Below are 26,901 nucleotides of genomic sequence, written 5' to 3'. Positions count from 1 at the left end.
AAACGATTCTAACATGCACAGCGCAGCCGAATTTCCTTTGACAGGGGCGGGGGTCATCCCTAGAATGCTGCGCCTATGTTGAATGACCCGATTCCACCTCACGTTGACCCGCGCAAATTGGCCGATCGTGGTGTTTCCCTCGAAGGAACACTGCAGCTCGCCGATTTGGAGAGACTCTGCGACCCGCTTTCCGACACTGTCGGTACGGTGCAGGCTAAATTCGATTTTGAGCGAGACGAGCAGAAGGCTGTGGTTATCCACACCGACCTGAGCGTTGAGGTCAAGATGGTTTGCCAGCGTTGTCTTGAGCTGGTCACCCTGCCGATCCACAGCGAATGCACTTACGCCGTGGTGAAGGAGGGTGCGAATACCCAGTCGTTGCCGAAAGGTTATGACGTGCTGGAACTGGGCGAAGATCCTTTGGATCTGCAGGCTTTGGTCGAGGAGGAGCTTTTGCTCGCCCTGCCCATCGTGCCTGCTCATCATCCGGAAGAATGCCAGCAGCCGGCGGGCGCCGATGAGCCCGAACCGAGCAAGGACGAGGTAACACGGTCCAACCCGTTCAGTGTATTGGCGCAGTTAAAGCGTGACCCAAACGTTTAGGAGTTAATCAATTATGGCTGTTCAGCAGAACAAAAAATCCCGCTCTGCCCGTGACATGCGCCGTTCGCACGACGCTCTCTCGGAAAACGCTCTGTCCGTAGAGAAAACCACTGGTGAAGTACACCTGCGTCACCACGTATCGCCAGAAGGCGTATACCGTGGTCGTAAAGTGATCGACAAGGGCGCTGACGAGTAATCCTTGTCCGCTCAGATCATCGCGATTGACGCAATGGGCGGGGACTTCGGTCCCCGCAGCATTGTTCAGGCGAGTATCGCTTGCCTGTCGGCTACCCCCTCGCTGCACCTGACCCTTGTCGGTCAACCCTCCCTCCTAGAAGACCTTGTCGCTGGCCAGTCGGCAGCGGATCGCGCGCGCCTGCAGATTGTTGCGGCCAGCGAAGTGATCGGCATGGATGAGCGGCCGTCGCAAGCGTTGCGTGGCAAGCCTGATTCGTCCATGCGCGTGGCCCTGGAATTATTGCGTGATGGCAAGGTTCAGGCCTGCGTGAGCGCCGGTAATACCGGAGCGCTGATGGCGCTGTCGCGTTATGTGCTGAAAACCCTGCCCGGTATCGACCGCCCGGCCATGGTGGCGGCCATTCCCACCCAGACCGGTTATTGCCAGTTGCTCGACCTGGGTGCCAATGTCGATTGCAGTGCCGAAAACCTCTATCAGTTCGCCGTGATGGGGTCGGTGGCCGCCCAGGCCCTGGGTATCTCCCGGCCGCGCGTGGCCTTGCTGAATGTCGGCACCGAAGACATCAAGGGTAATCAGCAGGTCAAGCTCGCCGCCAACATGCTGCAGAATGCCCGCGGGCTGAACTACATCGGCTTTGTCGAAGGTGACGGGCTGTACCGCGGTGAGGCGGATGTGGTGGTGTGTGACGGGTTTGTCGGCAATATCCTGCTCAAATCCAGCGAAGGCCTGGCGACCATGATCGGCGCGCGCATCGAGGCCCTGTTCAAAGGCGGGCTCGGCGCGCGCCTGGCGGGTGCCGTGGCCATGCCGCTGCTCAAGCGCCTGCAGGCTGACCTGGCGCCGGCGCGGCATAATGGCGCAAGCTTTCTGGGTTTGCAGGGTATCGTTATCAAGAGTCATGGTTCTGCTGGTGTACAGGGCTTTCAGAGCGCCATCCAGCGCGCGTTGATCGAGATTCAGGAAAATCTGCCACAGCGCCTGCACGGGCGTCTGGAAGATCTGTTGCTTTAGGCATATGCCTCAGGAAGTGGTTAAATGTGACCGCTTGGTCCTCATTACCATCCAAGTCTTCAGTTTCTTGTGCTCAGCCTGGCGCTGGGCGCTTCATTTCCGACGACAAGATCATTAGGGGCTTGTTCAATGTCTGCATCCCTCGCATTCGTCTTTCCCGGTCAAGGTTCGCAGTCCCTCGGCATGCTTGCCGAGCTGGGCGCCCAGTATCCGCTGGTCATTGATACCTTCCGCGAGGCCTCCGAGGCTCTGGGCTATGACCTCTGGGCATTGACCCAGGAGGGTCCGGAAGAGCAACTCAACCAAACCGATAAAACCCAACCGGCCATTCTCACTGCCTCGATCGCCCTGTGGCGTCTGTGGCTGGCAGAGGGCGGTGCGCGTCCGGCTTTCGTTTCCGGTCACAGTCTGGGCGAGTACAGCGCGTTGGTTGCCGCTGGCAGCCTGAGCCTGGGTGACGCGGTCAAGCTGGTCAAGCGTCGTGGCGAGCTCATGCAAGAGGCCGTGCCGGCCGGGCAGGGCGCCATGGCGGCAATTCTCGGTCTGGACGACGCTGTCGTCGTGGGTATCTGCGCTGAAGCAGCTCAAGGCGAAGTGGTCAGTGCGGTAAACTTCAATTCGCCGGGCCAGGTCGTGATCGCGGGTGCCAAGGCCGCTGTCGAGCGCGCCATGGAAGCCTGCAAGGCTGCCGGTGCCAAGCGTGCACTGCCGCTGCCGGTCAGCGTACCGTCGCACTGCGAGCTGATGCGCCCTGCCGCCGAGCGTTTTGCCGAGTCGGTCAATGCCATCGACTGGCAGGCCCCGCAAATCCCGGTGGTGCAGAACGTCAGCGCTGCCGTTGCCGTGGACCTCGAAACCCTCAAGCGCGACCTGCTCGAGCAGCTGTACAAGCCGGTTCGCTGGGTCGAGTGCGTACAGACCCTGGCTGCCAATGGTGCGGTACAGTTGGTTGAGTGCGGTCCAGGCAAGGTTCTGGCCGGCCTGAACAAGCGCTGCGCCGATGGCGTGAATACCTCTAACCTCAATACCCCGGATGCTTTCGCCGCCGCCCGCGCGGCGCTGGCCTGATTTAGGAGAAGCTTGCATGAGCCTGCAAGGTAAAGTTGCACTGGTGACCGGCGCCAGCCGTGGTATCGGCCAGGCTATCGCCCTGGAACTGGGCCGTCTGGGCGCTACCGTGATCGGTACCGCGACCTCCGCCTCGGGTGCCGAGCGTATCGCCGCTACCCTCAAAGAACACGGCATCACCGGCACCGGCCTGGAGCTGAACGTGACCAGCGATGAGTCGGTCAGCGCCACCCTGGCCAAGATCCAGGAGCAGTTCGGTGCGCCGACCATCCTGGTCAACAACGCCGGCATCACCCGCGACAACCTCATGCTGCGCATGAAGGACGACGAGTGGTTCGACGTCATCGACACCAACCTGAACAGCCTCTACCGTCTGTCCAAGGGCGTACTGCGTGGCATGACCAAGGCGCGCTGGGGTCGTATCATCAGCATCGGTTCGGTAGTTGGCGCCATGGGTAACGTTGGCCAGGTCAACTACGCTGCAGCCAAGGCCGGTCTGGAAGGTTTCAGCCGTGCCCTGGCGCGTGAAGTCGGCTCCCGTGCGATCACCGTCAACTCGGTGACCCCGGGCTTTATCGATACCGACATGACCCGCGAATTGCCTGAAGCGCAGCGCGAAGCGCTGCAGACCCAGATTCCCCTGGGGCGTCTGGGCCAGGCTCAGGAAATCGCCAATGTGGTCGCTTTCCTGGCCTCTGAAGGCGCAGGTTATGTGACTGGCGCGACCATTCCGGTCAACGGCGGCATGTACATGTAAATCTAATGTGACGGATTGCTTCAAAAAAATGTCATACGAGCTGTCTAAAATCCGTTATAAAGCTGCAACCAGATTCTAGTCGGTTGGCAGGTGTGGTCTGGCGAGGCGTGTTGCGCTTGAAAAGCGGACGTCTTTCTATACACTTACACACCGGCCAGCCGCCTGACATATGTCCATTAGGAGTGAAAACAAGGTATGAGCACCATCGAAGAACGCGTCAAGAAAATCGTCGCCGAGCAACTGGGCGTTAAAGAAGAAGAAGTAGTGAACACTGCTTCCTTCGTCGAAGATCTGGGTGCCGATTCCCTTGACACCGTTGAGCTGGTGATGGCTCTGGAAGAGGAATTCGAGACCGAAATCCCTGACGAAGAAGCCGAGAAGATCACTACTGTTCAAGCTGCTATCGACTACGTCACCAGCCACCAGGCCTAAGACGTTGTAGTCGTCGCTTCTTGTCATGGAAAAACCGCACTGCCTTCGCCGGCGTGCGGTTTTTTCTTTACAAGAGATGTAGTCAATTTGAATAAGGAGAGTGCTGTGTCGCGTAGACGCGTCGTGGTCACCGGTATGGGTATGCTGTCGCCACTGGGTACGGATGTGCCGAGCAGTTGGCAGGGCATTCTGGCTGGCCGCAGTGGCATAGGTCTGATTGAACATACGGACCTGTCTGCCTACACCACCCGTTTTGGCGGCTCGGTAAAGGGCTTCGAGGTTGAGCAGTACCTGTCGGTCAAGGAAGCCCGCAAGCTCGATCTGTTCATTCAGTACGGCCTGGCAGCCGGTTTTCAGGCAGTGCGTAACGCCGGCCTGGAAGTGACCGATGCCAACCGCGAGCGCATTGGCGTAGCCATGGGCTCGGGTATCGGTGGCCTGACCAATATCGAAGAAACCAGCCGGACTTTGCATGAGCAGGGCCCGCGGCGCATTTCGCCGTTCTTCGTGCCGGGTTCGATCATCAACATGATTTCCGGTTTCCTGTCGATCCACCTGGGTGTACAGGGACCTAACTACGCCATTGCCACGGCCTGCACTACTGGTACCCACTGTATCGGTATGGCGGCGCGCAACATTGCCTTCGGTGAAGCCGATGTGATGATTGCCGGCGGCGCGGAAATGGCGGCCTGCGGTTTGGGTATGGGCGGTTTCGGTGCCTCGCGGGCGCTGTCGACCCGCAATGACGACCCGACCCGTGCCAGCCGTCCGTGGGACAAGGGTCGCGACGGCTTCGTCCTTGCCGATGGTGCCGGTGCGCTGGTGCTTGAAGAGCTCGAGCACGCCAAGGCCCGAGGTGCGACCATCTATGCCGAACTGGTTGGTTTTGGCATGAGTGGCGACGCCTACCACATGACCTCGCCTCCAGAAGACGGCAGCGGCGCAGCGCGCTGTATGGTCAATGCCCTGCGTGATGCCGGTCTGAACGCGGACCAGGTCAACTATATCAACGCCCATGGCACTTCGACGCCGGCTGGCGACCTGGCCGAGTCTTCGGCGATAAAGTCGGTGTTCGGTGATCATGCCTACAAGCTGGCGGTCAGCTCGACCAAATCGATGACCGGTCACCTGCTCGGTGCCGCTGGTGCGGTCGAGGCGATTTTCAGTGTGCTCTCGATCAACGGCCAGGTGGCACCACCGACGATCAACCTGGATGAGCCGAGCGAAGGCTGCGACCTCGACTTCGTGCCGCACCAGGCGCGCAACATGCCGATCGATGTAGTGCTGTCCAACTCCTTCGGTTTTGGCGGTACCAACGGCTCGCTGGTGTTCCGCCGGTTCGCCGAGTGATGCACAGCTGGATCGATGGCCTGCCGGCGGATGCAGTCAATCTGCAAAGCCGTGCGCTGGCCTACGGCGATGGTCTGTTCGAGACCATCGCGGTCAAGGCCGGTCGGCCATCGTTGCTCGAGTATCATCTCGATCGCCTGGCGCTGGGTTGCCAGCGCCTGGCGATCAGCGCCGACCATGGCCTGATTCGCGACGAGTTATGTCGTTACGCCAGCGTGCTGGGTGACGGTGTACTCAAACTGATTCTCGTCCGTGGTGACAGCCAGCGCGGCTATGCGCCTGCTGCTGGCGTGGCGCCACGGCGTATTCTTCAGGGTAGTCCCTTGCCCGTTTATCCTGCTCAGCATGCCGAGCAGGGCGTTCGTCTCTTCCCTTGCAACACTCGCCTTGCGGAACAACCACTGCTGGCTGGGCTCAAACACCTTAATCGACTTGAGCAGGTGCTGGCGCGTGCCGAATGGCAGGATGCCGAGCATGCCGAAGGATTGATGCGTGATGTTTCCGGTCGCATCATTGAAGGGGTCTACAGTAATCTGTTCCTGGTGCGCGACGGCCAGTTGCTGACCGCTGATCTGAGCCGCTGCGGCGTGGCCGGGGTGATGCGTGCGGCCCTGATCGAGCAGGCAGCAGTAGCTGGGGTGGCGCTACGCATTACCGATCTGTCCCTGCAGGACCTGGAGCAGGCTGACGAAGTCTTCGTCTGCAACAGCGTCTACGGTGTCTGGCCGGTGCGTGCTTTTGCATCGCTGAACTGGTCGCCGGGTCCACTCACCCGTAAACTGCAGGCCATTGCCCGTACGTTACTGGATGCCTGATTTGTGAGACGTAAATTCTTGGTGCTGCTGGAAACCGGATTGATTCTGGCGGGCCTGTTCTTGGGTTTTTCAGCCTGGAAAGTGAGTTCGGCTCTGGAGCAAACCCTGCACGTTAGCCAGGAGCAACTGCTCGACGTGCCCACCGGTACCAACCCCAACCGCATGTTCTACCGCATGGAAAGCCAGGGCTTGCTGGACGATGCCTTCTGGTTGCGTCTGTACTGGCGCTTCAACATGGCGGGGGTGCCGCTGCACACCGGCGAGTACCGCATGACTCCTGGCATGACCGTGCGCGACCTGTTCGAAGTCTGGCGCCGTGGCGATGTCGTGCAGTACAGCCTGACCCTGGTCGAAGGCTGGAATTTCCGCCAGGTGCGCTCGGCATTGGCCAGGCACGAAAAAATCAAGCAGACCCTCGATGGCCTCAGTGATGCTGAGGTGATGGATAAGCTCGGTCATCCTGGCGTATTTCCGGAAGGGCGTTTCTTCCCTGACACCTATCGCTTCGTGCGTGGCATGACTGATGTCGAGTTCCTCCAGCAAGCCTATGCGCGCCTGGACGAAGTGCTGGCCAAGGAGTGGGCCGAGCGGCCGGCCGACCTGCCGTATCGTGATCCGTATCAGGCGCTGATCATGGCGTCCTTGGTGGAGAAGGAGACCGGGGTGCCGCAGGAGCGTGGTCAGATCGCTGGAGTGTTCGTGCGCCGCATGCGTATCGGCATGTTGCTGCAGACCGACCCGACAGTGATCTATGGCATGGGTGAACGTTACAACGGCAAGATCACCCGCGCCGACTTGCGCGAACCGACACCGTACAACACCTATACCAATGCTGGTCTGCCGCCGACCCCGATTGCCATGGTCGGCCGTGAAGCGATCCATGCCGCGTTGAACCCGACGCCGGGCAGCAGTCTGTACTTCGTCGCCCGTGGCGATGGTAGCCATATCTTCTCCGACGACCTGGATGCGCACAATTCTGCGGTCCGCGAGTACCAGATCAAGCGCCGTGCCGATTACCGTTCGAGTCCGGCGCCGGTGAACGAATCTGAGCCTGAGGCCGAGCCGCAGGCCCCTGAATCCACTGAGGCGAGCCCTGAGCCTGCACCTGAAGCGTCGGCACCGGCCAGTGCAACCTCTTCGCAATGAATAACTGTAAGGACTGCCTGTGAGCGGCTTGTTTATCACCCTGGAAGGCCCCGAAGGCGCGGGCAAGAGCACCAACCGCGAATACCTGGCCGAGCACCTGCGTGCCCAGGGCGTGGATGTGGTGCTGACCCGTGAGCCTGGCGGCACGCCGCTGGCCGAGCGAATCCGCGAACTGTTGCTGGCGCCCAGCGACGAAAAAATGGATGCCGACACCGAGCTGTTGCTGGTGTTCGCTGCCCGTGCCCAGCACCTGGCCGAAGTGATTCGCCCGGCCCTGGCCCGTGGCGCAGTAGTGCTCTGTGACCGTTTCACCGATGCCACCTATGCCTACCAAGGGGGTGGCCGTGGCCTGTCGCTGGAGCGCATTGCCACGTTGGAAAATTTTGTTCAGGGCACGTTGCGCCCGGACCTGACCCTGGTCTTCGACCTCCCAGTGGAAATCGGCCTGTCCCGCGCTGCCGCCCGTGGCCGCCTGGACCGTTTTGAACAGGAAGGTCAGGCCTTTTTCGAGGCTGTGCGTCAGACCTACCTGGCGCGCGCCAAGGCGGCGCCGCAGCAGTACAAACTGATCGACGCCGCGCAACCGCTGGCGCAGGTGCAGCAAGCGCTGGATGCGTTGCTGCCGCAGATCCTGGAGTGCTGCCGTGGCTGAGGCCTTCCCTTGGCAGCAGGCCTTGTGGCAGCAATTGGCCGGGCGTACCCAGCATGCCCATGCCTACCTGCTGCATGGGCCGCAAGGCATCGGCAAGCGCGCGCTGGCCGAGCGACTGATGGCCTTGCTGCTGTGTCAGCGCCCGGCCAATCTGCAAGCCTGTGGGCAGTGCAAGTCGTGCCTGTTGCTGGCAGCCGGCAGTCATCCAGACAACTATGTGCTGGAGCCGGAGGAGGCCGACAAGCCGATCAAGGTCGATCAGGTGCGTGACCTGGTGTCCTTTGTGGTCCAGACCGCACAGCTGGGCGGGCGCAAGGTGGTGTTGATCGAGCCGGTCGAGGCGATGAATATCAATGCGGCCAACGCCTTGCTCAAAAGCCTGGAAGAGCCTTCCGGCAATACCGTGCTGCTGTTGGTCAGCCATCAGCCAAGCCGCTTGTTGCCGACCATCAAGAGCCGTTGTGTGCAGCAGGCGTGTCCTTTGCCCAGCGCCACACAGAGCCTGGCCTGGTTGAGTACAGCCTTGCCAGAGTGCGATGAGCAGGAGCGTCTGGAGCTACTGAGCCTCGCTGCTGGCTCACCCCTGGCTGCGGTAGGCTTGCAGGCGCAGGGTGTGCGTGAGCAGCGCGCGCTGGTGGTTGACGGGGTGAAAAAACTACTTAAACAGCAACAATCCCCCAGTCAGCTGGCCGAGGCCTGGAATGCCATTCCCTTGCTGCTGCTGTTCGACTGGTTTTGTGACTGGTCGAACCTGATCCTGCGCTACCAGTTGACCGAGGATGAGGAAGGTTTAGGCTTGAACGATATGCGCAAGGTCGTGCAATACCTGGCGCAGAAGAGCGGCCAGGGCAAGGTCCTGGAGATTCAGGACTGGATTCTCGCCCAGCGCCAGAAGGTTCTGGCCAAGGCCAACCTCAATCGCGTGCTATTGCTCGAAGCGCTACTGGCTTCCTGGGCAATGTTGCCTGGCCAGCGTTGAGCCGGGCTGCCCCTTTATTTCTTTTCAGTGTTGTCATCTGCCCATGCTTGTAGATTCCCATTGCCACCTCGACCGTCTTGATCTCACCGCTCACCAGGGGTCTCTGGATACGGCCCTTGATGCTGCCCGCGCCCGTGGTGTTGGCCACTTCCTGTGCATCGGCGTCAGCGCCGACAACGCCAAGGCGGTCAAAGACCTGAGCGAGCGTTACAGCGACGTTGACTGCTCGGTAGGCATCCATCCGCTGGACCTGCCCCCCGACGGTGCGCCGCCGCTGGAGTGGCTGCTCAAGGAGCTTGAGCACCCGCATGTGGTGGCCATCGGTGAAACCGGGCTGGATTATCACTACGAGCCGGAAGCGGCCGAGGTGCAGCAAGCGTCCTTCCGCCTGCACCTGCAGGCTGCGCAGGCTACCGGTAAGCCAGTGATCATTCATACCCGCGCGGCGCGTGCCGACACCCTGAACCTGCTGCGCGAAGCAGCCTTGAGCCAGGCCGGTGTGCTGCATTGCTTCACCGAAGACTGGGATATGGCCAGGGCAGCGCTGGACCTGGGCTACTACATCTCGCTGTCCGGCATCGTCACCTTCCGCAATGCCGATGCCTTGCGCGATGTGGCCCGGCAGGTGCCGGCTGATCGCCTGCTGGTCGAAACCGATTCGCCTTACCTGGCGCCGATTCCGTATCGCGGTAAACCGAACCTGCCGCAGTATGTGCGCGAAGTGGCGGAGTTCGTCGCGATGGTGCGGGGCGAAAGCTACGAGCAATTGGCCGAACAAACCACCGCGAACTTCAAGCGTCTGTTCCCGTTGGCGCGTCTTTAGGGTTCCCCCCGCTCCCACCAAAATGGCAGGCAAAAAAAACCCGGGTTCTGGGGGGTGAATCCGGGTTAAGACCATTAGGAGTAAAACAAAGGTACGCGGTCCCTGAGCACCTTTATCGGCGCGCCACTTGGGGGGATGCGCCACGCCAACACCTGAAGTATTGGTCAGGATTGGCGGGCTGCCAGCGGCGATTGCTCGTTTTTTAAACAGATTTGGAATACGGCCACGGCTGCTGAGCACTCATCGCTCTGCAATTTGCCGCACAATTGCCAGAGTTTCGTCGATTACCTGCTTGGGCGTGTAGAAATGCGGTGAAAAGCGCACACCAGGCCCGCGGGTGATGCAAACCACCTGCTGCTGTTTGAGTTTCTGGTAGGCCTGGGTATTGTCGATCCCGGCGATGCTGAACGAAACGATCCCGGAACGGCGCTGCGGATCTTCCGGGCTGTGCAGTTGAACCCCAGGAATGGCTGCCAGCCCTTCATAGAGCCACTGCACCCGTTCTGCAAGCAGCGTCGATACCTGTTCCATGCCCATTTCTTCCAGCAGCGACAGGCTCGCGTCCAGCGCCGCCGCGCCGAGCATGTTCGGGCTGCCGCATTCAAAGCGCCGGGCGCTGCGGGCCGGCGCCCACTCGGTGCGGGTGTAGTCGCCCATGTGCTCTAGCATGTGCCAGCCGTACTCGCTGAGCTTCAGCTGTGGGCGAACCTCGGCGCGGCAATAGAAAACGCCGAGGCCTTCCGGGCCAAGCATCCACTTGTGACCATCGGCCATGGCAAAGTCGCACTGATAGGCTTGCACATCGAAGGGCAGGGCACCCAGTTGCTGAATGGCGTCGATACAGAACAGCACGTTGCGCTCACGGCAGCCTTGGCCGAGCCGCACCAGGTCCAGGCGCAGGCCGCTGGCAAACTGAACAGCGCTGATCGCCAGCAGGCGCGCGCGCGGCCCACAGGCGGCCAGCAGATCGGCTTCCGGGTCCTGCCCATTGAGGCTCACCTGGATCACTTCTACACCCTGGTCGGCCAAGGCTTCCCAGACGATGCGGTTGGAGGGGAACTCTTCGTCGCTGATGACGATCTGGTCACCGGCCTGCCAATCGATGCCGAAAGCAACGAACGACAGTGCCTCGGAGGTGTTCTTGACCAGGGCGATGTCATCGGTCGAGGGTGCGTTCGTCAGGCGCATCAAGCGTTCGCGCAGGCGTTGCTCCATGGCCATCCAGTCCGGATAGTCCCTGGCACCAAGCCAAACGTTTTCGTTGGCAAAGCGCGCAACCGCCTGGCTGGCCCTTCTTGGCCAGGGAGCGACGGCTGCATGGTTCAGGTAGCGAAGGCCCGGAGCCTGTTCAAACTCATCAAGAAACATAGACATGGTCGGATGATCCGTGCATTTTGGCGCAAGTTAGGCATAATAACCGGCTTCGATTTTGATCCAGTCCTTCTTATGCAGAAAGAACCTCGTAAGGTCCGTGAGTTTCGTCGCCGTGAGCAAGAAATTCTCGATACCGCGCTCAAGCTGTTTCTCGAACAGGGTGAAGACAGTGTCACCGTCGAGATGATCGCTGATGCAGTCGGTATCGGCAAAGGCACGATCTACAAGCATTTCAAATCCAAGGCGGAGATCTATCTGCGCCTGATGCTCGACTACGAGCGCGATTTGAACGAACTGTTGCACTCTGCCGATGTTGACCGCGACAAGGAAGCCCTGTCGCGTGCCTACTTCGAATTCCGCATGCGCGATCCGCAGCGTTACCGCTTGTTCGACCGCCTTGAAGAGAAGGTGGTCAAGGGCAACCAGGTGCCGGAGATGGTCGAGGAGCTGCACAAGATCCGTGCCTCCAATTTCGACCGCCTGACCTTGCTGATCAAGGGTCGCATCAGCGAAGGCAAGCTTGAAGACGTGCCGCCGTACTTCCACTACTGCGCCGCCTGGGCGCTGGTGCATGGCGCCGTGGCGCTCTATCACTCGCCGTTCTGGAGCAACGTGCTGGAAGACCAGGAAGGCTTTTTCCAGTTCCTGATGGATATCGGTGTGCGCATGGGTAACAAGCGCAAGCGCGATCCGGACGCCACCGGCAGCTGATCTGTTCAGCGGTCGAACGAAACTACTGGCGTGGCTCGTGCGGGAATATACTCAGGTATGAGGCTTGCAAAAACCTGATTTTTGAGTCAGGTTTTACAGGCCCGATTCATCCATGCCGGAGTCATCCATGATCGTCGACCGCCAAGGCAGGCGTTTTCGCAACTTGCGTGTCAGCCTTACCGCTGCCTGCAACTATGCCTGCACCTATTGCGTACCGGACGGCAAGCGTCTGGTGGCGGCCCAGGATGAGCTGTCTGCCGAGGCCATGGCCCGCGCCGTGGCCTACCTGATCGAAGCTGCCGGCATCGAGCGTTTGCGCATTACCGGTGGTGAGCCGCTGGTCAGTCCCAGGCTTGAAACCTTTCTTGCTTCAGTCGCAGGCCTTGGCCTTGACGAAATCAGCCTGACCACCAACGGCCAATTATTGGCTCGCAAGCTGCCGTTGCTGCGTGCGGCCGGTATCCGTCGGCTTAATGTTTCCCTTGATACCCTCGATCCTGATGCCTTCCGGCGTATTGCTCGCGGTGGCGACCTGGCCACTGTGCTTGATGGCATGGAGCAGGCCAGTGCGGCCGGGATGAAAATCAAGGTCAACATGGTGCCTTTGCGTGGGCAGAACTTCGATCAGGTGGTACCGCTCCTCGATCATTGTCTCGCTCGCGGCTACGAGCTGCGCTTCATCGAGTTGATGCGCATGGGCCACCTGGCCCGTGACAGTAATGCCTTCCTGCAGCAGTTCGTCAGTCTCGAGCACTTGCTGCAGTTGATCGGCGAGCGTTACGAATACCTGCAGGCCAATGCGCCGGTGGATGCCACGGCGCTGCGCTATCAGATCCCCGGCCAGGGTTACTTTGGTGTGATCGCCAACGAAAGCGTACCGTTCTGCCGAACCTGTTCACGCTTGCGCCTGTCGTCCACCGGCTGGCTGCACGGCTGCCTGTCGTCGAGCAACCGTCACTATATCGGCGACTTGCTCGACAAGCCGCGTCACCAGGCCTTGCCGGCGCTGCAGGGGTTGCTGGTCAAGGCCCTTGGCGACAAGCAATCGGTGGCGTTTTCTGGTGGTGCAACGGTGATGAAAATCATCGGCGGCTAAGACTGGCGCAAAAGCTGCATCTGTCAGCCGTTCGCCGGTTTTCCGTCACCGGCCACTGGAGGATAGATGCGTAGCCTGGTTTTGCTGCTGGCGCTGATGGCGCTGGGCGGCTGTATGAATGTCAGCGATATGGGCGAGGGTGTCCGTTATCACATGAGTGATGCCGGTCTGCTCGATCACAGCGACACCCGCCGTTCGCTGTCGGTGCGTTTGCAGCCTGATTCATTCATTTACATTGGTCAGGGTACCTTCGTCCCTCCAGGCAAGGGGCCTTATCCACGGCCTAACGTGGTAGCAGAAGAAGCCTACAAGGGCTTTGTCGAATACTTCCCCATGGTCCGTCGTGCTCAGGGGCCGCTGGGGCTGGAACAGGCCCTGGTGGAAGCGCGTGGAGTGGGTGCCCATTACGTGCTCTATGCGCGCTTTGCCCGCACCGATGACCGCATTGGCAACGGTGATGAGTGGTATGACGAGCAAGCCGTCGACCGTCTGGGCATCGATACCGGTGTGATCCAGTTGATGCTCATCGAAACCAATACCCGCTACCTCATCGATACTACGCGGATCAACAGCCGTGGCGGATTGCTGACGTTTCACGACAATAGGCCGGAAGATTTGCTCGGGCCACCGCTTGAGGATTACGCTCGTAGCCTTTTGGGCATGAGTCGTTGAGGAGAAGGTGATGACAGATACCGGCAAGGCCAATGATCTGCTCGCGCAGATTCCCAAGTCCGAGAAAGGGCTGCCACCGGTGCATCTGTGGAATCCGGACTTCTGTGGCGATATCGACATGCGCATCGCCCGTGACGGTACCTGGTACTACCTGGGTACGCCGATCGGGCGCAAGCCGATGGTCCGGTTGTTCTCCACCATCATCCGCCGCGATGGCGACGACTACTTCCTGGTGACACCGGCAGAGAAGGTCGGCATCAAGGTCGATGATGCGCCATTTGTGGCAGTGGCGGTGGAGGTGCAGGGCTGCGGTGAGCAGCAGGTACTGCGCTTCACCAGCAATGTTGAGGATCAGGTCGAGGCCGGTCCTGAGCACCCCCTGCGTTTCGAGGTCGATCCGCACACTCAAGAGCCTTCACCTTACGTGCACATGCGCAGCAATCTTGAAGCGCTGATTCATCGCAATGTGTTCTATCAATTGGTGGAGCTGGCCGAGCCGCGGCAGATCGATGGTCAGCAATGGCTGGGGGTGTGGAGCGGTGGCAGCTTTTACCCTATTGGCCGCAGCTGATTCGGTGAGTGGGTCGCTGGTGGAAGATCGGCGGCCTGTCAGGTGTGGGGCGTGTTCCAAGGCCTGAAACGAAAAAACCTCCAGTGCTTAACGCAACTGGAGGTTTTTCAGGTGTTTGGCTCCGCGACCAGGACTCGAACCTGGGACCCAATGATTAACAGTCATTTGCTCTACCGACTGAGCTATCGCGGAATCTGTGGCGTATCTTACTGATTGCTAAGGGGAAGTCAAGCCTCCCCCGAGCAAAATGTCAGTTACAGGACCTCGACGATAGCCTTGGTCACCACATGGATGTTGCTCTGATTCAGGGTGGCCACGCAGATGCGACCGGTATCCAGGGCGTAGATGCCGAACTCGTTCTTCAGGCGTGACACCTGATCGACGCTCAGGCCCGAGTAGGAGAACATGCCGCACTGGCGAGCGACGAAGCTGAAGTCCTGCTGGGCGCCGTACTCGGCCAGCAGCTCGACCATCTGCTTGCGCATGCCGTGGATGCGCTGACGCATCTCGCCCAGTTCTGCTTCCCACATCGCACGCAGCTCCGGGCTGTTGAGCACGGTGGCGACAATGGTGGCGCCGTGGGTTGGCGGGTTGGAGTAGTTGGTGCGGATCACGCGCTTGACCTGCGACAGCACGCGCGCGCTCTCTTCCTTGGATTCGGTGATGATCGACAGTGCGCCAACGCGCTCGCCGTACAGCGAGAAGGATTTGGAGAACGAACTGGAGACGAAGAAGTTCAGGCCCGACTCGGCGAACAGGCGCACGGCGAAGGCGTCTTCGTAGATGCCGTCGCCAAAGCCCTGGTAGGCCATGTCGAGGAATGGCACGTGGCCCTTGGCCTTGACCACTTCGAGGACGTTTTTCCAGTCGTCCAGGCTCAGGTCGACGCCGGTCGGGTTATGGCAGCAAGCGTGCAGCACGATGATCGAGCCGGACGGCAGGGCGTTGAGGTCTTCGAGCATGCCGCTGCGGTTGACGTCGTGAGTAGCGGCGTCGTAGTAGCGGTAGTTCTGTACCGGGAAACCAGCGGTTTCAAACAGGGCGCGGTGGTTTTCCCAGCTCGGGTCGCTGATGGCCACTACGGCGTTTGGCGAAACCTGCTTGAGGAAGTCGGCACCAATCTTCAGGGCGCCGGTACCGCCAACGGCCTGGGTGGTGATAACCCGGCCAGCCGCCAGCAGCGGCGACTCGGCACCGAACAGCAGCTTCTGTACGGCCTGGTCGTAGGCGGCGATGCCATCGATCGGCAGGTAGCCGCGGGAAGCGTGCTGGGCAGCGCGCTGGGTTTCGGCTTCGATCACTGCACGCAGCAGTGGGATACGCCCTTCCTCGTTGCAGTAAACACCTACTCCCAAGTTGACCTTGTTGCTACGGGTATCGGCGTTGAAAGCTTCGTTGAGGCCCAGAATGGGGTCGCGTGGTGCCAGCTCGACAGCGGAAAACAGGCTCATTATTACCTTGGCTCTGAATGGAGAGTGGAAGAGGTCGCACGCTCCAGTCGAATGCACTAGAGCGGTGCACAAACGGGGAGTCAGTATAGTGATACCCATCGGTCACGGCGACAGTCTGACGCAGCTTTTCCTGCTGTTTCGCCGATTATTTTTCGACCGTTAGTCGAATTGACCGGTCCATAATCAGAAATACCCACGCCATTGCGTTGAAACTGGCGCTCAAGAGCACAAATTCGGTATAACTACTGTCTATAAATACAGTTGCCAGCGTCTGCGATTAAAACGTTGCAAAACATAGAGGTTTGTCATGTCCGAGTTCCAGCTCGTCACCCGTTTCCAGCCGGCCGGCGATCAGCCCGAAGCCATTCGTCTGATGGTCGAGGGGATTGAGGCGGGCCTGGCGCATCAGACCCTGCTCGGGGTGACCGGCTCGGGCAAGACTTTCAGCATCGCCAACGTTATCGCCCAGGTGCAGCGGCCAACCCTGGTGCTGGCGCCGAACAAGACCCTGGCGGCGCAGTTGTACGGCGAGTTCAAGGCGTTTTTCCCCAACAACGCCGTGGAGTATTTCGTCTCCTATTACGACTACTACCAGCCCGAAGCCTATGTACCGTCGTCCGACACGTTCATCGAGAAGGACGCCTCGATCAACGACCACATCGAGCAGATGCGCCTGTCGGCGACCAAGGCGCTGCTGGAGCGTCGCGATGCGATCATCGTCACCACGGTGTCGTGCATCTACGGTCTGGGCAGCCCGGAAACCTACCTGAAGATGGTCCTGCACGTGGACCGTGGCGACAAGCTTGAGCAGCGTGCCTTGTTGCGTCGTCTGGCTGATTTGCAGTACACCCGCAACGAAATGGATTTTGCCCGCGCCACCTTTCGCGTGCGTGGCGATGTCATCGACATCTTCCCGGCCGAATCGGACCTTGAAGCCATTCGCATCGAACTGTTCGATGACGAAGTGGAGAACATTGCCGCCTTCGATCCGCTGACCGGCGAGGTGATCCGCAAGTTGCCGCGTTTCACCTTCTACCCCAAAAGCCACTACGTGACCCCGCGCGAAACCCTGCTTGAAGCGGTGGAGGGCATCAAGGAAGAACTGCAGCAGCGTCTGGAATACCTGCACAAGGCCAACAAGCTGGTCGAAGCCCAGCGCCTGGAACAGCGCACCCGTTTCGATCTGGAAATGATCCTCGAACTGGGTTACTGCAACGGCATCGAGAACTACTCGCGCTACCTCTCCGGTCGTCCGGCCGGAGCGCCGCCACCGACCCTCTACGATTATCTGCCGGCTGATTCATTGCTGGTGATCGACGAGTCGCATGTCAGCGTTCCCCAGGTGGGCGCGATGTACAAGGGCGACCGCTCGCGCAAGGAAACCCTGGTCGAGTACGGCTTTCGTCTGCCATCGGCGCTGGACAACCGGCCGATGCGTTTCGACGAGTGGGAAAACGTCAGTCCACAGACGATCTTCGTTTCTGCCACGCCCGGAAATTATGAAGCTGAACATGCCGGTCGGGTCGTAGAGCAGGTGGTGCGGCCGACTGGTCTGGTCGATCCTCAGGTTGAAGTGCGTCCGGCCACCACCCAGGTCGACGACCTGCTCTCTGAAATCCGCAAGCGTGTTGCAGTGGAAGAGCGTGTGCTGGTCACCACCCTGACCAAGCGCATGGCCGAAGACCTTACCGACTACCTCGCCGATCACGACGTGCGGGTGCGCTACCTGCACTCGGACATCGATACCGTGGAGCGCGTCGAGATCATCCGCGATCTGCGCCTGGGGACCTTCGATGTGCTGGTGGGGATCAACTTGCTGCGTGAGGGCCTGGATATGCCTGAGGTGTCGCTGGTGGCGATCCTCGATGCCGACAAGGAAGGCTTCCTGCGTTCTGAGCGCTCGCTGATCCAGACCATCGGCCGCGCGGCGCGTAACCTCAATGGCCGGGCGATCCTCTATGCCGACAATATGACCGGTTCGATGCAGCGGGCGATCGGCGAAACCGAGCGCCGCCGTGACAAACAGATCGCCTTCAACGCCGCCAACGGCATCGTGCCCAAGGGCGTGGTCAAAGACATCACCGACATCATGGAAGGCGCCAACGTGCCTGGCTCGCGCAGCAAGAAGCGCAAGGGCATGGCCAAAGCCGCCGAAGAAAGCGCGCGCTACGAAGCCGAGTTGCGCTCACCTGGCGAGATTGCCAAGCGGATCAAGCTGCTGGAAGAGAAGATGTACCAGTTGGCGCGGGACCTGGAGTTCGAGGCAGCGGCGCAGATGCGTGATGAAATTACTGCGTTGCGCGAACGTTTACTTACGGTTTGAGGTCCTCATCGCGGGGCAAGCCCGCTCCCACAGTGGGAGCGGGCTTGCCCCGCGATGCGATCAATGAGCTTCGCCTGCCTTCAACCCCAGCGGCAACTTCCGCGTCAGCAACACCGCAACCATACTGATCGCCAAACCGATGCCAACAAAATGGAAGGCATCGTTGTAGGCCATGATCATCGCTTGCTGGTGGGTGATTTCACTCAGCTTGCCCAACGCCGCATTATCGCTACCCAGATGTTCCGCCAGCTGCGCCAGGCGTTCTGCCACCTGTGGGTTACTCGGTACGACGGACTCGCGCAAATAGTCGAAGTACACCTTGGTTCGCGCATCCAGCAGGGTCGCCAGCAGGGCAATGCCGATGGCGCCGCCAAGGTTACGCAGGATGTTGAACAGGCTCGATGCCGAGCCGGCATCCTGGGGCAGGATGTAGCTGGTGGCAATCAAGGAGATGGTCACCATGATCATCGGTTGGCCAAGGGCGCGGATGATCTGGATGTGGTTGAACTGTTCGCCGGCAAAATCCGGGTTGAGTACCCCGGAACCGAAGCTGGCCAGGCCGAACAGGCCAAAACCCAGGGTGCAGAGAATCTTTGGTGAAATCACCTTCATCAACTGCGGCACCAGCGGAATCAGAAACAGCTGGGGAACCCCCATCCACATGATCACTTCGCCGATCTGCAAAGCGTTGTAGTTGTGGATTTGTGCCAGATACAGCGGCAACAGGTAGATCGAGCCATACAAGCCCACCCCCATTCCCAGGCTGGCAATACTCGACAAACCGAAATTGCGGTTGCCGAGAATGCGCAGATTGATCAGCGGATTGGGTTTGGAAAACTGCAGGATCACAAAGCTGATCAGGCTCAGCAGGGCGATGCTGCCGAGGCCGACGATCAGGCTCGACTCCAGCCAGTCCTTGCGATGGCCTTCTTCAAGGAACACCTGCAGGCAACCAAGGCCGACGCCAAGGCTGACGATGCCGGCGTAATCGGTGCTTTTCAGCAGTTCCCAGTGTGCTTCTTTCTTTTCCAGGCCGTACAGCAGGCCACCGATCATGATCAGGCCGGGCGGGATGTTGATGTAGAAGATGTACTCCCAGCCCCAGTTCTCGGTCAGCCAGCCACCCAGGGTAGGGCCGATGGAGGGGGCGAAGGTGGCGGTCATGGCAAACATCGCCATGCCCTTGGCGCGGTGGTGCTCGGGCAGCTTGGTCAGGGTCAGGGTGAAGGCCAGGGGAATCAGCGCACCGCCGGTAAAGCCTTGCATCGCGCGGAAGATGATCATGCTCTCCAGGTTCCAGGCCATGGAGCACAACAATGACGACACCAGAAAGCCCAGTGACACCCATACCGCCAGGCGCCGCGCCGACAGCAATTGCACCAGCCAGGCGGTCATCGGAATCATGATGATCTCGGCCACCAGGTACGAAGTGGAGATCCACGAACCTTCCTCCAGGGTGGCCGAGAGCGAGCCCTGGATGTCCTTGAGCGAGGCGTTGGTGATCTGGATGTCGAGCACTGCCATAAAGGCGCCGAGCATAACGCTCAGCACCGCGATCCAGTCGCGTCGGCTGGGTTCGCCGACGGGACGGATCAGCGCATCACCGGCCATTGTCGGTAGTGTCCCGGATGTCCACGGTGGCGGTGACCGACATGCCCGGCCGGATCCTGCCGCTCAGCGGATTGTCGGCGGCGAAGGTCAGCTTCACCGGAATGCGCTGTACCACTTTGGTGAAGTTGCCGGTGGCGTTGTCGGGCGGCAACAGGCTGAACTGGGCGCCGGAGGCGGCGAACAGGCTGTCGACCCGGGCCGCGATCGGCGTGTCAGGGTAGCTGTCGAACACCAGTTCGGCTGTCTGACCCGGCAGCATGCGGCCAATCTGGGTTTCCTTGAAGTTGGCCTGAATCCAGATGTCCTGGTCCGGAACGATCGACAGCAAGTAGGCGCCAGCCTGTACCACCTGGCCATTACGGGCGGCGCGCTGGCCGATCATGCCGCTGATCGGCGCGCGAATCTCGCTGCGGGTCAGGTTCAGCTCGGCCTGGGCCAGCTCGGCACGGGCATTGACGATCTGTGCGTCGAGGCGCTTGATTTCAGCGCTCAGCGCATTGACCTGCTGGCGCTGGCCCTGAAGGTCAGCCAGGGCTTTGCTTACTTGCGAGCGGGCGACGTGGTTTTCCGCTGACAGGGTGGTCACTCGTTCTTCCGAGACATAGCCAGGTTTGCGCAGGGCCTGGGCGCGATTGAGGTCCAGTTCGGCGCGACCGAGGGTCGCCTGGTTGGCGGTGACCTGGGCCTGGCCTGCGGCAATCAGGCTGGCTTGTTGGGTCAGGCGGCTTTCGGCTTGCAGGCGTTCGGCTTCGCGGGTGTCGAGGGCGGCGCGGGCGCGCTCCACCGCCAGGCGGAAATCGTCCGGCTCAAGGCGCACCAGCAGATCGCCCTTGGCCACATGCTGGTTGTCCTGAACCAATACGTCGTCGATGCGCGCGCTGAGCTGGCTGGAGACCCGGGTGATTTCGCCCTGTACATAAGCGTTGTCGGTGCTCTCGTAGAAGCGTCCTTTGACATACCAATGAGCGAGAAAGGCGAGGGCGATGAACAGAATCAGGGTCAGGAAAACCAGCAGGCGGCGTTTGAGTTGGGCGGGCATGGGGTACTATCGTTCCAAAAATGTAAGCAAATTTAACCGTGTTTGGATCCATCGCCACAAGTGGCGATCACGCCCATTGCTGGAGCCGGATGCCCGCTCCCTGTTAACATCCAGCCTTTGATTCATCTCTAGTTCGAGACTCTCATGACCACCGTTCGCACGCGTATCGCGCCTTCGCCTACTGGCGATCCCCACGTCGGCACCGCTTACATCGCCCTGTTCAACTACTGCTTCGCCAAGCAGCACGGCGGCGAGTTCATCCTGCGTATCGAAGATACCGACCAGTTGCGTTCGACCCGCGAGTCTGAACAGCAAATCTTCGACGCCTTGCGCTGGCTCGGTATCGAGTGGAGCGAAGGTCCGGACGTTGGCGGCCCGCATGGCCCGTATCGGCAGAGCGAGCGCGGCGACATCTACAAGCAGTACGCCCAGCAACTGGTCGACATGGGCCACGCCTTCCCGTGCTTCTGTACGGCCGAAGAGCTGGACCAGATGCGTGCCGAGCAAATGGCCCGCGGTGAGACCCCACGCTACGACGGTCGTGCCTTGCTGTTGTCGGCCGAAGAAGTACAGCGCCGCCTGGCCGCTGGCGAGCCGCACGTGATCCGCATGAAGGTGCCGAGCGAAGGCGTCTGTGTGGTGCCGGACATGCTCCGTGGCGATGTCGAGATTCCGTGGGACCGCATGGACATGCAGGTGCTGATGAAGACCGACGGCCTGCCGACCTACTTCCTGGCCAACGTCGTCGACGACCACCTGATGGGTATCACCCACGTGCTGCGCGGCGAAGAATGGCTGCCGTCGGCACCCAAGCTGATCAAGCTGTACGAATACTTCGGTTGGGAGCAGCCGACCCTGTGCTACATGCCGTTGCTGCGTAACCCGGACAAGAGCAAGCTGTCCAAGCGCAAGAACCCGACTTCGGTGACCTTCTACGAGCGCATGGGCTTTATGCCGGAAGCCATGCTCAACTACCTGGGGCGCATGGGCTGGTCGATGCCGGACGAGCGCGAGAAGTTCTCCCTGGCCGAGATGGTCGAGCACTTCGATCTGTCACGGGTGTCCCTGGGCGGGCCGATCTTCGACATCGAGAAGCTGTCCTGGCTCAACGGCCAGTGGCTGCGCGACCTGCCGGTGGAAGAATTCGCCGCGCGGGTCCAGAAGTGGGCGTTCAACAGCGACTACATGATGAAGATCGCGCCGCATGTGCAGGGCAGGGTAGAGACCTTCAGCCAGATCGCTCCGCTGGGAGGCTTCTTCTTTGAAGGTGCGCTCAAGCTCGATGCCAAACTCTTCGAGCACAAGAAACTGTCGGCTGACCAGGTGCGTCAGGTAATCCAGTTGATCCTGTGGAAGCTGGAAAGCCTGCGTCAGTGGGAAAAAGACCGCATTACCGGTTGCATCCAGGCTGTGGTTGAGGCCCTGGAGCTGAAGCTGCGTGATGCCATGCCGCTGATGTTTGCTGCGATCAGCGGTCAGGCCAGCTCGGTATCGGTGCTCGACGCCATGGAAATCCTCGGCCCGGACCTGACCCGCTATCGCCTGCGCCAGGCCCTGGACCTGCTCGGTGGTGTGTCGAAGAAAGAAAACAAAGAGTGGGAGAAGCTGTTGGGCGCCATCGCCTGATAGCGCTTCTCCAGTGTAGGAGCCGGCTTTGCCGGCGATGGGATCCGCGCAGTGCCAGCTATTGCGCGGTGTCTGGATCGCCGGCAAGGCCGGCTCCCACAGGGCTTCACCCCAGTAAATCCGGGGTGTTTGCCGCAGTGGTACGGTAAGTGTTTGTTATCTCGGAAATTTTTTTTGAATTTTGTTGAAAATATATTTGACAGGTTCGCCATCCGATCTTAATATGCGCCCCGTCCACAGCGATGAACGAAACGAAGCGCGAAGCACCCAGCCAAGCGATTCAGTTCAAAGCGACATTGTGGGGCTATAGCTCAGCTGGGAGAGCGCCTGCATGGCATGCAGGAGGTCAGCGGTTCGATCCCGCTTAGCTCCACCAAATTCCGATTCGTAGTCAGCTACACTGGCTGCGGAGTCAACCGGGTTACAGCAGCCGGGTTGTTAAGGTAAGAAGGTTCGTCCCCTTCGTCTAGTGGCCTAGGACACCGCCCTTTCACGGCGGTAACAGGGGTTCGAGTCCCCTAGGGGACGCCAGTTTTACACAAGCGATGCCGAAACGCTTCGCTGGGCCGCGAGGCTAGAAATCTGGGGCTATAGCTCAGCTGGGAGAGCGCCTGCATGGCATGCAGGAGGTCAGCGGTTCGATCCCGCTTAGCTCCACCAATTTTGCCAGGATTCGTGAAAACGGATCTGCACGAAGGTTACAAGTCCCCTTCGTCTAGTGGCCTAGGACACCGCCCTTTCACGGCGGTAACAGGGGTTCGAGTCCCCTAGGGGACGCCATTTTGCCCACTTTGTGGGATTTCAAGGCTCATTCGATTATTGAATGAGCCTTTTGTTTTTGCCTCGAAAAAAGTTCTCCTTCCCTTCTTCTTTCTCTGTGCAACAAGCGGCAGAGGAAAAAGCTTGCGGAAAAATATTATGAGAATAATATTTTATCCATAATATTCGGAGGCAGGTCATGAACGACAAAAAGGCGAAAACCCGTGAACGGATTCTTGATGCCGCCTGCAGTGCGCTGATCCAGCGCGGCCCGGCCGAACCCAGCGTCAACCAGGTGATGGGCGCCGCTGGGCTCACGGTAGGGGGCTTCTACGCGCACTTCGACAGCAAGGACGCGCTGATGCTTGAAGCCTTCAGCCAATTGCTCGCAGAGCGTCGTGCATTGCTTGCCGAGGTCGACCCGAACATGAGCGGCGAAGAGCGTCGTGCCCTGGTTGCCGCTTTCTACCTGTCACGCAAACACCGTGATGCCAGCGAGCGTGGCTGCCCGCTGCCCACGGCAGTGGGCGAGATGGCGCGTTTGCCGGATGCATTCCGCCAGGTTCTGGCCGAACACATTGAGTTGATGATGGCAAATCTTGCCGACAGCCCCGAAGAGGCCGACAAGGTCCTCGCCGACCTGGCCCTGATGGTTGGTGGCCTGGCCTTGGCTCGTGCCTTGGGTACAGGCGAGCTGTCTGACCGTATCCTGCGTGCCGCCAAATCGGCGGTGGTCTGATCGAGCGACATCCACCGGAGCGAAGCGATGAATACCTTGAGCTGGATTCGTAGCGTCAACGGCACCCTCGGACGGCTGGCACCAGAGCATGTTGCTGGCAAGATGCGCCGTGCCTTCATGACCCCGCGCAACCTGCCGCCGCGCGAATGGGAACTGCCACTGCTGGCCCGTGCCGAGCGCATTACCTTGCGCTTTGGCCTGTCTGCCCTGCGTTGGGGGCAAGGGCCAACCGTGTTGTTGATGCACGGTTGGGAAGGGCGCCCAACCCAGTTTGCCCATCTGATCGATACCCTGGTGCAGGCCGGTTACACCGCCGTGGCCCTGGAGGGGCCGGCCCATGGTCATTCACCGGGCAATCAGGCGCATGTCGTGTTGTTTGCCAGAGCGCTGCTGGAGGCCGCTGCCGAGTTGCCGCCGTTGCGCGCGGTAATCGGCCATTCCATGGGTGGTTCCAGCGTCATGCTCGCCCTGCAGTGGGGGTTGCGCGCAGAGACAGCGGTGAGCGTTGCCGCACCGGCGCAGTTGCTCGGTGTGTTGCGTCGCTTCGCCCGGTACCTGGGCATGCCGGCGCGGGCGCGGGCGGCCTTTGTGCGCCAGATCGAGCGGGATGTCGGCATTCCCATCGGGCGCCTGGATGTCAGTGGCTATCAGCTGGAAATCCCGGCCCTGATCGCGCACGCTGAAGACGATAGTCTGGTGCCGGCCAGCGAGGCTCAGGCAATTCATCGGGCCTGGTTCGACAGTCGTCTGTTGCTGCTGCCTGGCGGTGGCCATCAGCGCGTACTGTCTGACCCGCAACTGATTGAAGGGGTTATGGCGCTGCTGGCGCATCGTCGTGCGCCAGCGCGGCAATCGGCCTGAGCATCCGTTACACTCTGCCCGTTCATCACCGACCCGGAGCGGGCATGAGTTGGGATCTGGCAACACCGTTCACGATTGATCTGCGCGTCGCTGCCGACGATATCGATGGCCTCGGCCACGCCAATAATGCGGTCTATGTCACCTGGCTGGAGCGCTGTGCCTGGCGTCATTCCCAGCGTCTGGGGCTGGATCTGGCCGAGTACCGGCGTCTGGACCGGGCGATGGCCGTGGTGCGTCATGAGATCGACTATCTGGCGGCCGCGTATGAAGACGACGAGTTACAGTTGGCGACCTGGATCGTTGACTGGGACCAGCGCCTGAAGATGAGCCGACGCTTCCAGCTGGTGCGCCCTCGTGACGGCACCACCTTGCTGCGTGCGCAAACCACCTTCGTCTGCATCGAGTTATCCACTGGGCGGCCGAAGCGTATGCCGAGCGAATTTATCGACGGCTACGGCCCGGCACTGATGGCCGGAGCGCTGTAGCCCACGGATTTTGCTAGACTGCCGGCCTTTTTCGCTCGAGATGCAACCCATGCAAATTGCCCTGGCCCCGATGGAGGGGCTGGTCGACAATATCCTTCGTGACGTCCTGACCCAGGTGGGCGGTATCGATTGGTGTGTCACCGAGTTCATTCGCGTCTGCGACCGGCTGTTGCCGGCGGCCACCTTCGACAAGTTGGCGCCTGAATTGCGCCAGGGTGCGCAGACTGCGGCCGGGGTGCCCTTGCGCGTGCAGTTGCTCGGCTCTGATCCGGTCTGCCTGGCGGAGAACGCGGTGCTGGCCTGCGAGCTGGGTGCACCGGTGATCGACCTGAACTTCGGTTGCCCGGCCAAGACTGTGAACAAATCCCGAGGCGGGGCGGTGTTGCTCAAGGAGCCAGAGCTGCTCCACGCCATCCTGCGTGAAGTACGCCGCGCCGTGCCTGCGCATATTCCGGTGACGGCCAAGATGCGTCTGGGCTTCGACAGCCCTGATGGTGCCCTGGACTGCGCCCTTGCGCTGGCCGAAGGCGGTGCCGAGCAGTTGGTGGTGCATGCGCGGACCAAGGTGGATGGCTATAAGCCGCCGGCCCATTGGGAGTGGGTGGCCAAGGTGCAGGACGTGGTCAAGGTGCCGGTGTATGCCAACGGCGAAGTCTGGACCCTTGAAGACTGGCGCCGTTGCCGCGAAGTCAGCGGTGTCGAAGATATCATGCTCGGCCGCGGCCTGGTTTCGCGCCCGGACCTGGCTCGGCAGATTGCTGCTGAACGCGACGGCGTCGAGTTTGTGCCGATGGACTGGCACAGCTTGCTGCCGTTGATCCAGGACTTCTGGGGCCAGGCCCGGGCGCAGATGACGCCGCGCCAGGCGCCGGGACGCTTGAAACAATGGGTGGCGATGCTGACCCGTACTTATCCTGAGGCTGTAGCGTTGTTTACTGAACTGCGCCGGGAAACCGACTGCGATCGCGTTGGCCAGTTGATCGGCATACCGGTCAGTGCGGCGGCCTGAAAAATTTTTCGCAGGGTTGCTTGAAACGCAGGCGAGTGTCCTTATCTAAGGAGTACGCGATGCCGAAGTCGGGTCGCGCTACTACACAACCTCGCTGATTTCAGGAGATGTATCATGACTACTGCTTTTTCTCTGGCTCCACTGTTCCGTCATTCCGTAGGCTTCGACCGTTTCAATGACCTGTTCGAATCTGCGGCGCGTAATGAGGCGGGTAGCAGCTACCCTCCCTACAACGTTGAAAAACATGGCGAAGACCATTATCGAATCGTCGTTGCTGCAGCGGGCTTCCAGGAACAAGACCTGGACCTGCAAGTGGAAAAGGGCGTATTGACCGTCATCGGCGGCAAGCGTGACAGTAACAATGAAAGCGTTACTTACTTGCATCAGGGCATTGCCCAGCGGGCGTTCAAGTTATCGTTCCGGCTGGCTGACCATATCGAGGTCAAGGCTGCCGGGTTGGCTAATGGTCTGCTCAGCATCGACCTGCTGCGGATTGTGCCGGAAGAGGCCAAGGCCAAGCGCATCCCGATCAATGGGGATAGCAAGCCTGCGCTGAACTGAGTGTGGTGATGTTGTGAAAGAGGGCACCTTCGGGTGCCCTTTTTTGTTCGCGTGTCCCGTCCTGAATATGGTTTACACCTCCCATCCCGAATTTCCGGAGATCCAGATGGCGCAAGGTGTTAAGCGTACTCAGCGTGATTACTCGCTGTCTTTTAAATTGGCAGTGGTTGATCAGATC

27 protein-coding genes and 5 tRNA genes are annotated in these 26,901 nt (G+C 60.3%); 27 read left to right on the top strand and 5 right to left on the bottom strand.

Features of this window, described 5'->3' with window-relative positions:
* The first annotated feature begins 75 nt into the window (after positions 1 to 75).
* The 12 genes from C6382_RS23165 to C6382_RS23110 all read left to right on the top strand — a co-directional run bounded on the left by C6382_RS23165 (position 76) and on the right by C6382_RS23110 (position 9,835).
* Entirely contained in the window at positions 76 to 603 is a 528-nt protein-coding gene (locus tag C6382_RS23165; protein WP_010223220.1) for a YceD family protein, read from the top strand.
* A 13-nt stretch (positions 604 to 616) separates the two neighbouring features.
* Entirely contained in the window at positions 617 to 799 is a 183-nt protein-coding gene (gene rpmF / locus C6382_RS23160) for a 50S ribosomal protein L32 (protein ID WP_010223221.1), read from the top strand.
* Positions 800 to 802: 3 nt separating this feature from the next.
* Positions 803 to 1,813, top strand: a complete 1,011-nt coding sequence (gene plsX, locus C6382_RS23155; RefSeq protein WP_107026636.1) for a phosphate acyltransferase PlsX — start codon at positions 803 to 805, stop codon at positions 1,811 to 1,813.
* A gap of 129 nt (positions 1,814 to 1,942) precedes the next feature.
* Entirely contained in the window at positions 1,943 to 2,881 is a 939-nt protein-coding gene (gene fabD, locus C6382_RS23150; protein WP_107026635.1) for an ACP S-malonyltransferase, read from the top strand.
* A 16-nt stretch (positions 2,882 to 2,897) separates the two neighbouring features.
* The gene (gene fabG, locus C6382_RS23145; protein ID WP_107026634.1) at positions 2,898 to 3,638 is read left to right on the top strand and encodes a 3-oxoacyl-ACP reductase FabG; all 741 of its coding nucleotides are present in this window, start codon (positions 2,898 to 2,900) and stop codon (positions 3,636 to 3,638) included.
* A gap of 195 nt (positions 3,639 to 3,833) precedes the next feature.
* Positions 3,834 to 4,070 carry an acyl carrier protein gene (acpP, locus tag C6382_RS23140; RefSeq protein WP_003175607.1) on the top strand — a complete coding sequence of 79 codons (237 nt, stop codon included), beginning with the start codon at positions 3,834 to 3,836 and terminating at the stop codon, positions 4,068 to 4,070.
* Positions 4,071 to 4,175: 105 nt separating this feature from the next.
* Complete coding sequence (gene fabF, locus C6382_RS23135; protein WP_107026633.1) at positions 4,176 to 5,420, top strand: beta-ketoacyl-ACP synthase II; 1,245 nt, start codon at positions 4,176 to 4,178, stop codon at positions 5,418 to 5,420.
* Positions 5,420 to 6,235, top strand: coding sequence for an aminodeoxychorismate lyase (gene pabC / locus C6382_RS23130; protein WP_107026632.1), 816 nt, complete (start codon positions 5,420 to 5,422; stop codon positions 6,233 to 6,235). The genes fabF and pabC overlap by 1 nt, the downstream gene beginning before the upstream one ends.
* A gap of 3 nt (positions 6,236 to 6,238) precedes the next feature.
* Positions 6,239 to 7,381, top strand: a complete 1,143-nt coding sequence (gene mltG, locus C6382_RS23125) for an endolytic transglycosylase MltG (protein WP_107026631.1) — start codon at positions 6,239 to 6,241, stop codon at positions 7,379 to 7,381.
* Positions 7,382 to 7,400: 19 nt separating this feature from the next.
* Positions 7,401 to 8,033: a dTMP kinase gene (gene tmk, locus C6382_RS23120; RefSeq protein ID WP_107026630.1), complete on the top strand. Its 633-nt coding sequence runs from the start codon at positions 7,401 to 7,403 to the stop codon at positions 8,031 to 8,033.
* Positions 8,026 to 9,012: a DNA polymerase III subunit delta' gene (locus tag C6382_RS23115; protein WP_107026629.1), complete on the top strand. Its 987-nt coding sequence runs from the start codon at positions 8,026 to 8,028 to the stop codon at positions 9,010 to 9,012. The genes tmk and C6382_RS23115 overlap by 8 nt, the downstream gene beginning before the upstream one ends.
* A 43-nt stretch (positions 9,013 to 9,055) precedes the next feature.
* A complete protein-coding gene (locus tag C6382_RS23110; protein WP_107026628.1) occupies positions 9,056 to 9,835 on the top strand; it encodes a TatD family hydrolase in 780 nt (259 codons plus the stop codon).
* 240 nt (positions 9,836 to 10,075) lie between these two features.
* Here the strand turns inward: C6382_RS23110 and C6382_RS23105 are convergent, their stop codons facing one another.
* The gene (locus C6382_RS23105) at positions 10,076 to 11,209 is read right to left on the bottom strand and encodes an aminotransferase class V-fold PLP-dependent enzyme (RefSeq protein WP_107026627.1); all 1,134 of its coding nucleotides are present in this window, start codon (positions 11,207 to 11,209) and stop codon (positions 10,076 to 10,078) included.
* 72 nt (positions 11,210 to 11,281) lie between these two features.
* Between C6382_RS23105 and C6382_RS23100 the strand changes: the two genes are divergently transcribed.
* The 4 genes from C6382_RS23100 (at position 11,282) to C6382_RS23085 (ending at position 14,259) form a co-directional block, all read left to right on the top strand.
* Positions 11,282 to 11,920, top strand: coding sequence for a TetR/AcrR family transcriptional regulator (locus C6382_RS23100; protein ID WP_038608617.1), 639 nt, complete (start codon positions 11,282 to 11,284; stop codon positions 11,918 to 11,920).
* Between the two features lie 127 nt (positions 11,921 to 12,047).
* Entirely contained in the window at positions 12,048 to 13,016 is a 969-nt protein-coding gene (locus tag C6382_RS23095; protein ID WP_107026626.1) for a GTP 3',8-cyclase MoaA, read from the top strand.
* Between the two features lie 66 nt (positions 13,017 to 13,082).
* Entirely contained in the window at positions 13,083 to 13,688 is a 606-nt protein-coding gene (locus C6382_RS23090; RefSeq protein WP_107026625.1) for a DUF4823 domain-containing protein, read from the top strand.
* Positions 13,689 to 13,698: 10 nt separating this feature from the next.
* A complete protein-coding gene (locus C6382_RS23085; protein WP_107026624.1) occupies positions 13,699 to 14,259 on the top strand; it encodes a DUF1285 domain-containing protein in 561 nt (186 codons plus the stop codon).
* 116 nt (positions 14,260 to 14,375) lie between these two features.
* Here the strand turns inward: C6382_RS23085 and C6382_RS23080 are convergent.
* Together C6382_RS23080 and C6382_RS23075 are read right to left on the bottom strand one after the other, a co-directional pair.
* Positions 14,376 to 14,451, bottom strand: a tRNA-Asn gene (locus C6382_RS23080).
* A 62-nt stretch (positions 14,452 to 14,513) separates the two neighbouring features.
* Positions 14,514 to 15,710 (bottom strand): amino acid aminotransferase, encoded by a 1,197-nt coding sequence (locus tag C6382_RS23075; RefSeq protein WP_107026623.1) that lies wholly within the window; start codon positions 15,708 to 15,710, stop codon positions 14,514 to 14,516.
* A gap of 307 nt (positions 15,711 to 16,017) precedes the next feature.
* Between C6382_RS23075 and uvrB the strand changes: the two genes are divergently transcribed.
* Positions 16,018 to 18,033: an excinuclease ABC subunit UvrB gene (gene uvrB, locus C6382_RS23070; protein ID WP_107026622.1), complete on the top strand. Its 2,016-nt coding sequence runs from the start codon at positions 16,018 to 16,020 to the stop codon at positions 18,031 to 18,033.
* A 60-nt stretch (positions 18,034 to 18,093) separates the two neighbouring features.
* Here the strand turns inward: uvrB and C6382_RS23065 are convergent, their stop codons facing one another.
* Positions 18,094 to 19,584, bottom strand: coding sequence for an MDR family MFS transporter (locus tag C6382_RS23065; protein ID WP_178082828.1), 1,491 nt, complete (start codon positions 19,582 to 19,584; stop codon positions 18,094 to 18,096).
* 49 nt (positions 19,585 to 19,633) lie between these two features.
* Positions 19,634 to 20,683, bottom strand: coding sequence for an HlyD family secretion protein (locus C6382_RS23060; RefSeq protein WP_107026620.1), 1,050 nt, complete (start codon positions 20,681 to 20,683; stop codon positions 19,634 to 19,636).
* Positions 20,684 to 20,827: 144 nt separating this feature from the next.
* Here C6382_RS23060 and gltX point away from each other — a divergent pair, with 144 nt between their 5' ends.
* The 10 genes from gltX to C6382_RS23010 all read left to right on the top strand — a co-directional run bounded on the left by gltX (position 20,828) and on the right by C6382_RS23010 (position 26,723).
* Positions 20,828 to 22,309: a glutamate--tRNA ligase gene (gene gltX / locus C6382_RS23055; protein WP_107026619.1), complete on the top strand. Its 1,482-nt coding sequence runs from the start codon at positions 20,828 to 20,830 to the stop codon at positions 22,307 to 22,309.
* 300 nt (positions 22,310 to 22,609) lie between these two features.
* Positions 22,610 to 22,685 (top strand) — tRNA-Ala (locus tag C6382_RS23050).
* Positions 22,686 to 22,764: 79 nt separating this feature from the next.
* Positions 22,765 to 22,840 (top strand) — tRNA-Glu (locus C6382_RS23045).
* A 53-nt stretch (positions 22,841 to 22,893) separates the two neighbouring features.
* A tRNA-Ala gene (locus C6382_RS23040) sits at positions 22,894 to 22,969 on the top strand.
* A gap of 44 nt (positions 22,970 to 23,013) precedes the next feature.
* Positions 23,014 to 23,089 (top strand) — tRNA-Glu (locus C6382_RS23035).
* Between the two features lie 178 nt (positions 23,090 to 23,267).
* Positions 23,268 to 23,807: a TetR/AcrR family transcriptional regulator gene (locus C6382_RS23030; RefSeq protein WP_107026618.1), complete on the top strand. Its 540-nt coding sequence runs from the start codon at positions 23,268 to 23,270 to the stop codon at positions 23,805 to 23,807.
* Positions 23,808 to 23,834: 27 nt separating this feature from the next.
* Positions 23,835 to 24,668: an alpha/beta fold hydrolase gene (locus tag C6382_RS23025; protein ID WP_107026617.1), complete on the top strand. Its 834-nt coding sequence runs from the start codon at positions 23,835 to 23,837 to the stop codon at positions 24,666 to 24,668.
* 44 nt (positions 24,669 to 24,712) lie between these two features.
* Positions 24,713 to 25,153 carry a thioesterase family protein gene (locus C6382_RS23020; RefSeq protein WP_107026616.1) on the top strand — a complete coding sequence of 147 codons (441 nt, stop codon included), beginning with the start codon at positions 24,713 to 24,715 and terminating at the stop codon, positions 25,151 to 25,153.
* A 49-nt stretch (positions 25,154 to 25,202) separates the two neighbouring features.
* A complete protein-coding gene (locus C6382_RS23015; RefSeq protein WP_107026615.1) occupies positions 25,203 to 26,162 on the top strand; it encodes a tRNA-dihydrouridine synthase in 960 nt (319 codons plus the stop codon).
* 114 nt (positions 26,163 to 26,276) lie between these two features.
* Positions 26,277 to 26,723: an Hsp20 family protein gene (locus tag C6382_RS23010; protein WP_107026614.1), complete on the top strand. Its 447-nt coding sequence runs from the start codon at positions 26,277 to 26,279 to the stop codon at positions 26,721 to 26,723.
* The last annotated feature ends 178 nt before the right edge of the window (positions 26,724 to 26,901 follow it).

Source organism: Pseudomonas sp. BBP2017, assembly GCF_003024385.1.
Classification (GTDB): Bacteria; Pseudomonadota; Gammaproteobacteria; order Pseudomonadales; family Pseudomonadaceae; genus Aquipseudomonas.
This window is presented reverse-complemented; position numbering and strand designations above follow the sequence as displayed.